Here is an 11,827-nt window from a genome sequence, read left to right on the forward strand (position 1 = left end):
GAGGCGAGTCCCATGGCGGGCAAGCGCACGTACAAAGGCATCGACCAGCTCTCGACACGAGACAAGGTCGTCGTGGCCCTGATGGTGGTGGTGCCGACCGTCCTGGTCACCTGGCTGATCTGGCTTCCGGCGATCGGCTCGGTCCTGCTCTCCTTCACCAACTGGGACGGGATCGGGCCGCTCTCCAGCATCAAGTCGGTCGGGCTGAAGAACTACCAGGACATCGCCACCATCTACCCGCCGTTCTGGCCGGCGATCCAGCACAACCTGATCTGGCTGGCGGTGCTCTTCCTGATCGCCACCCCGCTCGGGATGCTGTTCGCGGTGCTCGTCGACCGTGGCGTGGCGGGCACGCGGTTCTACCAGACGAGCATCTACCTACCGGTCGTGCTGTCCGTGGCGCTGATCGGCTTCATCTGGCAGCTGATCTACTCCCGTGACCAGGGCCTGCTCAACGCCGTCACCGGTGGCACCACCGACTGGTACGGCGACCCCAGCGTCAACCTGTGGGCGGCCCTGGTCGCGGCGTCCTGGCGGCACGCCGGCTACATCATGCTGCTCTACCTGGCCGGCCTCAAGGGCGTGGACCCGTCGCTGCGCGAGGCGGCGAAGATCGACGGTGCGAGCGAGACGACGACCTTCTTCCGAGTCGTCTTCCCGGTGATGCGCCCGATCAACATCATCGTCCTCGTCGTCACCTTCATCGAGTCGCTGCGTGCCTTCGACCTCGTGTGGGTGATCAACAAGGGCCGCAACGGGCTCGAGCTCATCTCGACCCTGGTCACGGAGAACGTCGTCGGTGAGGCGAGCCGCATCGGCTTCGGCTCGGCCCTCGCGACGATCATGCTGGCGATCTCCAGCGTGCTCGTCATCGTCTACCTGCGCATCGCCATGAAGGAGGACTGACATGTCCGTCACCGCAGACCCGGTGCAGGACCGGACGGAGGCGCTGCTCAAGCCGCACGAGGGAGGGCCGAAGTCCGGGCGGCGCTGGCTCATGCCAGTGGTGCTGACCCTCATCTCGCTGATCTGGCTCTTCCCGCTGCTGCTCGCGCTCGTCAACTCGTTCCGCGACTACGCGTACACCGCGAAGAACGGCTACGTCTCCTGGGGCGGCTTCACGCTCGACAACTACAAGAACGCCTGGAGCCAGGGCGACTTCGGCCTGCACTTCTGGAACTCGTTCATCATCACGGTCCCGGCCGTGCTGCTGACGCTCTTCCTCTCGTCGTGCGTCGCCTTCGTCGTCGCGCGCTTCTCGTGGAAGATCAACATCGCCCTGCTGGGCTTCTTCCTGGCCGCGAACCTGCTGCCGCCGCAGGCGCTGCTCATCCCGGTCTACCGGATGTTCCGGGCGATCCAGGTGCCGTTCTGGTTCAGCGAGTCGGGCACGCTGCTCAACAGCTTCCAGGGCGTCATCCTCGTCAACGTCGCGTTCCAGACGGGCTTCTGCGCCTTCGTGCTCAGCAACTACATGAAGGCCCTGCCGAAGGAGCTCTACGAGTCGGCCGTCATCGACGGCGCGAGCGTGACACGGCAGTTCTGGCAGATCACCCTGCCGCTGTGCCGTCCCGCCCTCGCGGCCCTGGCCGTGCTGCAGACCACGTGGATCTACAACGAGTTCTTCTGGGCCACGGTGCTGTTCCAGCAGGGCGACAAGTACCCGGTGACGAGCTCGATCAACAACCTCCGGGGCCAGTTCTTCACCGACAACAACCTCGTGGCAGCGGGATCGATGATCATCGCCGTCCCCACGCTGGTGATCTTCTTCGTGCTCCAGAAACACTTCGTGGCGGGCCTCACGCTCGGCGCGACGAAGGGATGACGTGACCGACGACCTGACCGCTGCCGGCCTCCAGTCCGACGGCTCCCAGTCCACCGTCCACGTCGAGTCCGCCGGGACCGCGCTGGTGCTCCAGCCGCGGCCCGGCGGCTCGGGCCTGCCCGAGGTGGTCCACTGGGGCCCCGTGCTCGAGGGCGGGGCGAGCACGTATGCCGCCCTGGCCGCCGTCACGACGGCGCCGGCGCCGCCGAGCGCGCTCGACGAGGCGTGGCCGCTGACCGTCCTGCCCGGCGAGGCCGACGGCTGGTCGGGCACCCCCGGCTGGGCCGGGCACCGTGGCGGTGGCGCGAGCGCCGTCCGCTGGCAGGAGGCCGTGTGCTCCGCCGAGGGCACGACGCTCGTCACGCGCGCGACCTCGCGCGACGGCATACGGCTGGAGCTGCGGCACTCGCTCGACGAGCACGGCGTGCTGCGGGTCGACGCGTCGGTGACGAACGAGGCCGACGGCCCTGCGCCGCTCGACGTGTCGGCGCTGCGGGCGATCCTGCCGCTGCCGGTGCGCGCGGACGAGGTGCTCGACCTCACCGGGCGCTGGTGCCGCGAGCGCTCGCCGCAGCGCAGCCGCCTCGACCACGGCACGCACCTGCGGGCCAGCCGGCGGGGCCGCACCGGCCACGACGCAACCCTCCTCCTCATGGCCGGAACTCGCGGGTTCGACTGGGGCACAGGCGAGGTCTGGGCCGTGCACACCGCGTGGAGTGGCAACCACGAGCACCTCGTCGAGGCGCTGCCCGAGGGCGCAGGACGCCACCACGCCGTCCTCGGCGGCGGCGAGCTCCTCGCGCCGGGCGAGGTCCGCCTCGCGCCGGGGGAGACGTATGCCGCCCCGACCGTCGTCTTCGTCCACTCCACCGACGGCCTAGACGGGCTCTCCCGCCGCCTCCACCGGAGCCTGCGGGCGCGGCCGGGACACCCGTCGCGCCCGCGCCCGGTCGTGCTCAACACGTGGGAGGCCGTCTACTTCGAGACCGACCTCGACCACCTCAAGGCGCTCGCCGACACCGCGGCACGCATCGGGGTCGAGCGCTTCGTCCTCGACGACGGGTGGTTCGGCAGCCGCCGGCACGACCGCGCGGGGCTCGGGGACTGGGTGGTCTCGAGCGACGTGTGGCCGCAGGGCCTCTCGCCGCTCGTCGACCACGTCAAGGGGCTCGGGCTCGAGTTCGGCCTGTGGTTCGAGCCCGAGATGGTCAACGAGGACAGCGACCTCGTGCGCGCCCACCCGGAGTGGGTGCTGCGCCCGGCTGCCGGCTCACCGCGCGAGTGGCGCCACCAGCAGCTGCTCGACCTGACCCACGACGACGCGCGCGAGCAGCTGCTCGAGCGGATCAGCGCTCTCGTGGGCCAGTACGGCATCGACTACATCAAGTGGGACCACAACCGGGACCTGCTCGAGGCGGTGCACACCGTCGACCGGGCGGGCCGCCGGCGGATCGACGCCCCGGCCGTGCACGCGCACACGCTGGCCTTCTACCGCCTGCTCGACGACCTGCGGGCCCGTCACCCGCAGCTCGAGATCGAGTCGTGCAGCAGCGGCGGTGCGCGGGTGGACTTCGCGGTCCTGGACCGCACGGACCGCATCTGGACGAGTGACTGCAACGACGCCCTCGAGCGCGCGGGCATCCAGCGGTGGACCAGCCTGCTCGTGCCGCCGGAGCTGATGGGCACGCACGTCGGGCCGGCGACCGCACACACGACGCACCGCACGGTCGACCTCGGCTTCCGCCTGCTCATGGCCCTGCAGGGACACGCCGGGCTCGAGTGGGACATCACCGGCTGCTCACCCGAGGAGCTGGAGGCGCTGACGCGGTGGACGGCGCTGGCGCGCGAGCTGCGCCCGCTGCTGCACACCGGCGACCTCGTGCGGTCGGAGAGCCCGGACGGGACCGTCCTGGTGACCGGCACGGTCGACGCCGACCGCGGCCATGCGGCATACACCGTCGCCCGTCTGGTCACGGGTCGTGACGCGGTGGCCGGGGCGCTGCCCCTCCCGGGCCTCGATCCCGCCCGGTCGTATGCCGTCCGCGTCCGACCCGAGGCAGGCCTGCCCGCCGTGGTGCAGCAGGCCCCGCCCGCCTGGTGGGAGGCCGCGCTCTCGGCCGACGGTCTCGTCGTCCCGGGCTCGGTCCTGACGGGCGTCGGCCTGCCGGTGCCGGTCGTCGGACCGGCGCAGGGCTACCTGCTCGAGCTCCACGCCCGCTGACCCACCCCCGACCCACCCGTCGAGAGGCCACGTGTGGCCGCCTGGCCATCGTCGAGAGGCCACGAGTGGCCGTCTCGTCACCGTCGAGAGGCCACGTGTGGCCGCACTCCGTGGCCACACGTGGCCACTCGACGTGAGGCAGGCGGCGTGTCGTGGCCTCTCGACGGTTGTCAGGTGGGGCGGCAGTCGCGGCAGGTGCCGAGCAGGGCCGCATGGCCGGTGTCGAGCTCGAAGTCGAGCTCGGCGCGGAGTCGCTCCCGCACGTCGTCGAACAGCTCGGGCGGGACGTCGAGGACGCGCCCGCACTCGTGGCACTGCACGTGCGCGTGCTCGTGCTGGTGGTCGTGCGGCTGCGGGTCCTCCTCGAGGGACGCCGGCTCGGTCAGGTGGTAGATGGTCGCGGTGCCGCCGAGGTGCACGTGCGACAGCACGCCGGTCTCCACGAGCGAGGTCAGGGTCCGGTAGACCGTGGCGCGGTGGACGGCCGGCTCCGCCTCGGCGACCCGCGCCCCGATCTGCTCGGCGGTCAGGTGCTCGTCGGCGCGGTCGGCGGCGTCGACGACGCGCAGGACGGCATACCTCGCGGCCGTGACCCGCTCACCCGCGGACCGCAGCCGGGAGACGGCGCCGGTGACGCGGGCGCTGTCGGTCGGGTGGTCGGCGGAGGTGGCCACGTCCCCATTATCCGCAGTGGCAGACTCTCCCCCGTGCGCGCCCTCACGAAGCTGTCCGCAGGCCCCGGCCTCTCCCTCGTCGACCGTCCGGAGCCCGAGTGCGGGCCTGCCGACGTCAAGATCCGCGTGCTCCGCGCCGGCATCTGCGGCACCGACCTGCACCTCGCCGGCTGGGACGACTGGGCCGAGTCGACCCTGCGGCCGCCGCTCGTCATCGGCCACGAGTTCTACGGTGAGGTCGTCGAGGTCGGCGAGGACGTGGCCGGGGTGCAGGTCGGCGACCGGGCCTCCGGCGAGGGGCACATCGTCTGCGGCACCTGCCGCAACTGCCGCGCCGGCCGGCGTCACCTGTGCATCCGCACCCAGGGGATCGGCGTCAACCGCGACGGCGCGTTCGCCGACTACGTCGTCATCCCCGCGACGAACGTCTGGGTGCAGCCCGAGGACCTCGACCCCGACCTGGGCGCCGTCTTCGACCCGCTCGGCAACGCCACCCACACCGCGCTGCAGTGGCCCATGGTCGGCGAGGACGTCGTCATCACCGGCGCGGGCCCGATCGGTGTCATGGCGGCCGCGATCGCCCGTCACGCGGGCGCGCGCTACGTCGTCGTCTCCGACGCCAGCGACTACCGGCTCGCGCTCGCCGAGCACGCGGGCGCGGACCTCACGATCAACGTGACGCGTGAGAGCCTCGCCGACGCGCAGGCCCACCTCGGCATGAAGGAGGGCTTCGACATCGGCCTCGAGATGTCGGGCGCCGCGCCGGCCGTCACCGACCTCATCACCAACATGAACCACGGCGGCCGCATCGCGCTGCTCGGGCTGCCGCACCAGTCCTACGACCTCGACTGGGGCAAGGTCATCACCCACATGATCACGCTCAAGGGCATCTACGGCCGCGAGATGTACGACACCTGGTACGCGATGTCGCAGATGATCGCCACGTCCGAGCGCTTCCGCTCCGCCGTCACGCAGGTCATCACCCACCGCTTCCCCGCCGAGCAGTGGGAGGAGGCCTTCGACACCGCCCGCTCGGGCCAGTGCGGCAAGGTCCTCCTCGACTGGAGCTGAGGGGTTTCCGTATGCCGTCCGCCCCCGACCCCGACGCCCGGCCCCGCCCGCTGGTCCTCCTCCACGGCCTCGGCCAGTCGCCCATCGCGTGGCAGGACTTCGTGTCGGCCTACGGCGCGGGCCGCCCGATGAGCGCGCCGTGGATGCGCGGGCTCAAGCCCAAGGACCCGGTCGGCTTCGACCTCGGCGCGGCAGCGTCCGGTGTCGCCGACGAGCTCGAGCTGCAGGGGGTGAGGCAGGCCGACTTCGTCGGGGTCTCGGTCGGGGCCAGCGTGGCCCTGCGCCTCGCCGTCGAGCGCCCGGAGCTCGTGGGCCGCCTCGTCCTCGGCGGCGCGCTCGTGCGCCCGTCGAAGGGGGCGCTGCGGATGCAGCGGCTCGCGATGCGGCTCGTGCCCGAGGGCAAGCTCGTCGACGCCGGCGTCTCGCGGCCGCGGATGCTCGCCGTGCTCGACGCGCTCAAGGGCTTCGACGGCACGGAGTCGCTGCGCAGCGTGACCGCGCCCGTGCTCGTGGTCGCCGGGTCGCGCGACAAGGCCGGACTCGCTGCCGCGCAACAGCTCTCGGCGCAGCTGCCGGCGGCGCGCCTGCAGGTCATCGACGGCGCCGGCCCCCTGCTCAACACCGAGTCGGCACGCGAGCTCGCCGACCTCACCCACGCCTTCCTCGACGAGGACCGGGAGACGACATGACGGCGCGGCCGGAGACGCCGAGGCAGCCCGACAACGCCCCGGTCAACGCCAACGACCTCGTGGCCTTCGCCGTCGAGGTGCTCGCCGTCGTTCTGCTCGCCGTCTGGGGCGCCCACCTCGGCCACAGCACCGTCACCCACGTGCTCGGCGGCGTCCTCGTGCCGGGCGCCGCCATCGTCCTCTGGGGCTTGTTCGCTGCTCCTCGGGCCCGGGTCCGCGTGCCCGTCCTCGTCGTCGCCACCAAGGTGCTGGTGCTCGGGGCGGCCGTGGTGGCGGCGTGGTCCCTCCTGCCGCCGGTCTGGGCGGCACTGGTGACCGTGGTCGTCGTCGTCAACACGCTGCTCATGTGGGTCGGGCCCTTCGCCCATCCCCTGGGCAGGGAGTGATCCGCAGGACACGACCCACGGGCCTGCACCACGCCCGCGTCGACGCACGTAGGTTCGGACCGTGAGCACCCTCCTGCTGGTCCTCGTCGTCACGCTCGGCGTCATCGTGCTCACCCCGGTCTCGGATCGCATCCGGGTGCCGCAGCCGGTGCTGCTGACCATCTTCGGGCTGGCCATCGCCCTCGTCGCGCCGGGCAACCCGCTCTCCTTCGACCCCGCGCTCATCCTGCCCGTCGTCCTGCCGCCCCTGCTCTTCGCGGCCACCCAGCGCACGACGGTCACCGAGTTCCGCGAGCACGCCGGCGCGGTGTTCACCCTCGCCGTCGGGCTGACGCTCGCCACGGTCGCCGTGGTGGCCGTCGTCGCGCACGCCGTCGGGCTGCCGTGGTCGGTGGCCTGGGTGCTCGGGGCCATCGTGTCCCCGCCCGACCCGGTCGCGGCGACGGCCGTGGCGCGGCGGCTGCGGCTGCCGCACCGGCTCGTGACCATCCTCGAGGGCGAGGGCATGTTCAACGACGCGACGGCGCTCGTCGCGTACAAGGTGGCGATCGTCGCAGCAGTCACGGGCGGCATCTCCGGGGGGCAGGTCGCCCTCGAGCTCGTCGAGGCGGTCGCCCTCGGCGTGCTGGCCGGTGTCGTCCTCGGCGTCGTGTCGCGGTTCGTCCTCGCGAGGATCCACGACGCGTACGCCGAGACGACCGTGACGGTGCTCGTGCCGTTCCTGGCCTACGTCGGCGCCGAGCACGTCAACGGTTCCGGGGTGCTCGCCGTGCTGGCCCTCGGCCTCTACCTGCGCACCTACGGGCACGATGCGACGAGCTCCGGTGGCTGGCTGCTCGGCCGGGCGGTCTGGAGCTACGCCGACTTCCTCATCACCAGCCTCGTCTTCACGCTGCTCGGGTTCGAGCTCGTCGCCGTGATCCGCTCGACGGGCACGGGCACGGGCACGGGCACCGACACGGCGCGGCTGGCGCTGCTCGTCGTCGTGACTCTCGTCGTCTTCCGTGCGATCTGGATCTATCCCGCCGCCTGGCTCAGCCGGGTCCGGGCCCGGCGCCGGGACCTGCCCGTGCCGACCGGGTGGCGCGAGTCGACGGTCGTGGCCTGGGCCGGGATGCGTGGGGTCGTCACCGTCGCCACCGCCGTGGCCCTGCCCGAGGTGGTGGCCTCGGGGGAGCCGCTGCCCAACCGTGCCGAGGTCGTGACCGTCGCCCTCGTCGCCGTCCTCGTGACGCTCGTGGTCCAGGGCCTGACCCTGACGCCCCTGACGAAGTGGCTGCGCGTCGGCAGCGACGTGGACGAGGCGGCGGAGGTCGCGCAGCTGCGCCTGCGCGCCAGCGGGGCGGCGCTCGAGCAGATCCGCGACGAGGCCTCGACCCTCGACGAGGACGTGCGCGCCGCGGCGCTCGCGCAGTACGAGGGCTACGTGACGGCGCAGCAGAGCATCCACCAGGCGCGGGCCGGCGAGGACGAGGCGAGCGACCGGCGGGCCCTCGAGCTGGAGTCGGTGCTGCGCCGGGCGAGCGACGTCGAACGCCAGCTGGTCCTCGAGGCGCGCCGCCGCGGCGAGGTGTCGGCCGGCAGTGCCGACGAGGTCCTCCGGGACATCGAGAACCGGGCCCTGCGCGACTTCGCGTGACACAGTCGAGCCATGGGCCTGCTCGTCTACACCACCATCGCCTCGCTCGACGGCTACGTGAACGACACGACCGGCAGGTTCGACTGGGCCGCACCGGACCCCGAGGTGCACGCGTTCGTCAACGACCTCGAGCGCGACGTCGGCACCTACCTCTGCGGACGCCGCCTCTACGAGACGATGGTCTACTGGGAGACCGCCCCGGCCGACGGCCCCGGCGATGCCGTGGCGCAGGACTACGCACGCATCTGGCAGGCCGCCGACAAGGTCGTCCACTCCCGCACCCTGACGGCCGTGACGAGCGCCCGCACGCGGCTCGAGCGCGACTTCGACCCCGCGGCGGCGGCCGTGCTCGTGAGGGAGTCCGACCGCGACGTCAGCATCGGCGGCCCGACGCTCGCGGCCGAGGCGCTGCGCGCCGGCATCGTCGACGAGCTGCGCCTCCTCACCGTGCCCGCGCTCGTGGGCGGCGGCACCCGCGCGCTGCCCGACGGCATACGCCTGGACCTCACGCTCCTGGACGCGCGACGCTTCGCGGGCGGGACGACGTACGCGAGGTATGCCGTCAGGCGGTGACGGTGGTCTCGTGGATCTCGTCGATATCGTCCGCCTGCAGGCGCTGCGCCCCGAGCCGCACCGGGGGGCTCGCGCGTGGTTGCATGTGGCCATGCCCAGCCACGACACGCACCTCGTCCGCACCCCCGACGGCCGCGACCTCGAGGTTCTCGTCACCGGCCCGGAGGACGGCCTGCCCCTCGTCTTCCACCACGGGACGCCCCAGGCCGCCGGGCCCTTCGGCATCCTCGAGCGGCCGGCTACCGAGCGCGGGCTGCGCACGGTCTCCTACTCGCGGCCCGGCTACGGACGGTCCACCCCACGCTCCGATGCGGCGACGACCGCGACGGTCGCCGACGACGCCGCGGACACGGCGGTCGTGCTCGACGCGCTCGGCCTCGACACCTTCGTGACCCTCGGCTGGTCCGGCGGCGGTCCCCGGGCTCTCGCCTGCGCCGCGATGCTCCCCGGCCGGTGCCTGGCCGCGACCTCCGGAGTCGGCATCGCCCCGCCCGACGCCGAGGGAATCGACCTGACCGCGGGGATGGGCCCGGAGAACGTCGCCGAGTACGCCGCCGCGGCACAGGGCAGCGAGTCCCTGACGGCCTTCCTCGAGGAGCACGGGACGCCGCTGTTCTCGGCGACGGCCGACGACATCGCCCGCGAGATGGACGGCCTGCTGCCCCCGGTGGACAAGGCCGCGATGACCGGCGAGCTCGCCGAGTACCTCGCGGCCTCCATGCGCCACGCGGGCGCGCAGGGCATCGTCGGGTGGCGCGACGACGACCTGACGCACACCCGTCCGTGGGGCTTCGACCTCGGTGCGGTGCAGGTCCCGACAGCCGTGTGGCAGGGCACCGAGGACCTCATGGTGCCCTTCGCCCACGCCCAGTGGCTCGCGGCCCACGTCGCGGGCACCCGGGCGCACCTCGTCGAGGGCGAGGGCCACGTGTCGCTGCTCATGCGGATGCCCGACATCCTCGACGACCTGCTCTCCCTGGCGCGTCCGTAGGAGCCCGCCGGGCGGCATACGCTGGGGGCGCCAGCCGCCCCGCCACCAGCGAAGGACACCGATGTACGGCTCAGTCAAGGACGAGATCGCCGCGACCCTGCAGGAGATCCGCGACGCCGGCCTCTACAAGAACGAGCGCGAGCTGACCTCGCCCCAGTCGGCGCACGTCACGACGCTCAAGGCGGAGGCGCTGAACTTCTGCGCCAACAACTACCTGGGCCTGGCCGACGACGCGGGCGTCATCGAGGCCTCGAAGAAGGCGCTCGACGAGTGGGGCTTCGGCATGGCGTCGGTGCGCTTCATCTGCGGCACCCAGACGCTGCACACCTCGCTCGAGCACAAGATCAGCGAGTTCCTCGGCACCGATGCGACGATCCTCTACTCGTCGTGCTTCGACGCCAACGGCGGTGTCTTCGAGGTGCTCTTCGGCGCCGAGGACGCGATCATCAGCGACGAGCTCAACCACGCCTCGATCATCGACGGCGTGCGCCTGTCCAAGGCGATGCGCTACCGCTACAGGAACGCCGACATGGCCGACCTGCGCGCGCAGCTCGAGGCCGCCCGTGACGCCGGTGCGAAGCGCAAGGTCGTCGTCACCGACGGCGTCTTCTCGATGGACGGCTCCTACGCGCCGCTCGACGAGATCTGCGACCTGGCCGACGAGTTCGGCGCGCTCGTCTTCGTCGACGACTCCCACGCCGTCGGCTTCGTCGGCGACGGCGGCCGCGGCACGCCCGAGCTCTTCGGCGTCATGGACCGCGTCGACATCCTCACCGGCACGCTCGGCAAGGCCCTCGGCGGCGCGTCCGGCGGCTACGTCTCGAGCCACCAGGAGATCGTCGACCTGCTGCGCCAGCGCTCGCGCCCGTACCTCTTCAGCAACTCGGTCGCGCCCTCCGTCGTGGCCGGTTCGATGGCCGCGCTCGAGCTCGTCGAGAGGTCGGCCGAGAAGCGCGAGACGCTCAAGGCCAACACGGCCCTGTTCCACTCGCTCATGACAGAGGCCGGCTTCGAGCTGCTGCCGGGCACGCACCCGATCCGCCCGGTCATGTTCCCCGGCGAGGACGGGGCCCGGCGCGCGACCGAGATCGCCGACCACATGCTCGGCAACGGCGTCTACGTCATCGCCTTCAGCTTCCCGGTCGTGCCCCGCGGCAAGGCCCGCATCCGCGTGCAGCTCTCCGCGGCGCACTCCGAGGCGGACGTACGAGCGTGCGTCGACGCGTTCGTCGCCGCCCGCGACGCCGTCGGCTGAGCTACGGGCGGGGTCAGCCGGCGGGGAGGTCGCGCAGCCAGGGCCGGGTCAGGTCGAAGCGGCGTCCGGAGATCTCCTCGACCTGGATCGCCACGACGACCGACTTCGGGGTGTCGATCCACGGGCGGACCGGCAGGCGCTCGATGACGTATGCCGCCTGGCCCTCGAGCGTCTTGGCGCGGCCGCGGACGATGACGCTCGTCGCGCGATCCCCGACGATCTCGTCGACCTCGAAGGCGACGTCGCTGTTGGCCGTCACGCCGAAGAGCTTGCTGCCCTCGGCGGTCATGAAGATCAGGCGCTCGCCGTCGAGGGCGTAGTTGATCGGGACGATGTGCACCTCCCCGACGAGGTGGAAGGCCAGTCGGCCGAACTCGTGCTCGCGGAGGAAGCGCCAGGACTCCTCTGGGTGAAGGACGTGGACCGGGTCGCGGTCGGACATGGTGACCTCCTCGAGGACTCGTGAGGCAACCGCCTCGCTACTACCAATGGTAGTAACGCTT

General features: G+C 72.1%; 12 protein-coding genes. 10 read left to right on the forward strand and 2 right to left on the reverse strand.

Annotated features, from left to right (window positions below; translation table 11 throughout):
• The first annotated feature begins 12 nt into the window (after positions 1-12).
• The 3 genes from ABD241_RS11480 to ABD241_RS11490 are packed head-to-tail and all read left to right on the forward strand — an operon-like array spanning position 13 to position 4,046.
• Complete coding sequence (locus ABD241_RS11480; protein WP_344062243.1) at positions 13-906, forward strand: carbohydrate ABC transporter permease; 894 nt, start codon at positions 13-15, stop codon at positions 904-906.
• A gap of 1 nt (position 907) precedes the next feature.
• Complete coding sequence (locus ABD241_RS11485; RefSeq protein WP_344062246.1) at positions 908-1,825, forward strand: carbohydrate ABC transporter permease; 918 nt, start codon at positions 908-910, stop codon at positions 1,823-1,825.
• Position 1,826: 1 nt separating this feature from the next.
• Positions 1,827-4,046, forward strand: coding sequence for an alpha-galactosidase (locus ABD241_RS11490; protein WP_344062249.1), 2,220 nt, complete (start codon positions 1,827-1,829; stop codon positions 4,044-4,046).
• Positions 4,047-4,216: 170 nt separating this feature from the next.
• Here ABD241_RS11490 and ABD241_RS11495 read toward each other — a convergent pair whose 3' ends face one another.
• Positions 4,217-4,720 carry a Fur family transcriptional regulator gene (locus ABD241_RS11495; protein WP_344062252.1) on the reverse strand — a complete coding sequence of 168 codons (504 nt, stop codon included), beginning with the start codon at positions 4,718-4,720 and terminating at the stop codon, positions 4,217-4,219.
• 33 nt (positions 4,721-4,753) lie between these two features.
• Here ABD241_RS11495 and tdh point away from each other — a divergent pair, with 33 nt between their 5' ends.
• From tdh to ABD241_RS11530, 7 genes are all read left to right on the forward strand, one after another.
• Positions 4,754-5,791: an L-threonine 3-dehydrogenase gene (tdh, locus tag ABD241_RS11500; protein WP_344062256.1), complete on the forward strand. Its 1,038-nt coding sequence runs from the start codon at positions 4,754-4,756 to the stop codon at positions 5,789-5,791.
• 11 nt (positions 5,792-5,802) lie between these two features.
• Complete coding sequence (locus ABD241_RS11505) at positions 5,803-6,480, forward strand: alpha/beta fold hydrolase (RefSeq protein WP_344062259.1); 678 nt, start codon at positions 5,803-5,805, stop codon at positions 6,478-6,480.
• Entirely contained in the window at positions 6,477-6,866 is a 390-nt protein-coding gene (locus ABD241_RS11510) for a YrdB family protein (RefSeq protein ID WP_344062262.1), read from the forward strand. Before ABD241_RS11505 ends, ABD241_RS11510 begins: the two co-directional genes overlap by 4 nt.
• Before the next feature lie 61 nt (positions 6,867-6,927).
• Complete coding sequence (locus ABD241_RS11515; RefSeq protein WP_344062265.1) at positions 6,928-8,505, forward strand: Na+/H+ antiporter; 1,578 nt, start codon at positions 6,928-6,930, stop codon at positions 8,503-8,505.
• A gap of 12 nt (positions 8,506-8,517) precedes the next feature.
• Entirely contained in the window at positions 8,518-9,078 is a 561-nt protein-coding gene (locus ABD241_RS11520; RefSeq protein ID WP_344062268.1) for a dihydrofolate reductase family protein, read from the forward strand.
• 10 nt (positions 9,079-9,088) lie between these two features.
• Positions 9,089-10,069, forward strand: coding sequence for an alpha/beta fold hydrolase (locus ABD241_RS11525; protein WP_344062271.1), 981 nt, complete (start codon positions 9,089-9,091; stop codon positions 10,067-10,069).
• Positions 10,070-10,130: 61 nt separating this feature from the next.
• Positions 10,131-11,324 (forward strand): glycine C-acetyltransferase, encoded by a 1,194-nt coding sequence (locus tag ABD241_RS11530; protein ID WP_344062274.1) that lies wholly within the window; start codon positions 10,131-10,133, stop codon positions 11,322-11,324.
• 13 nt (positions 11,325-11,337) lie between these two features.
• Here the strand turns inward: ABD241_RS11530 and ABD241_RS11535 are convergent, their stop codons facing one another.
• Positions 11,338-11,766: a pyridoxamine 5'-phosphate oxidase family protein gene (locus ABD241_RS11535; RefSeq protein WP_344062277.1), complete on the reverse strand. Its 429-nt coding sequence runs from the start codon at positions 11,764-11,766 to the stop codon at positions 11,338-11,340.
• Positions 11,767-11,827: the final 61 nt, after the last annotated feature.

Source organism: Terrabacter lapilli, from assembly GCF_039531305.1.
In the GTDB taxonomy this organism is placed as follows: Bacteria; Actinomycetota; Actinomycetes; order Actinomycetales; family Dermatophilaceae; genus Terrabacter; species Terrabacter lapilli.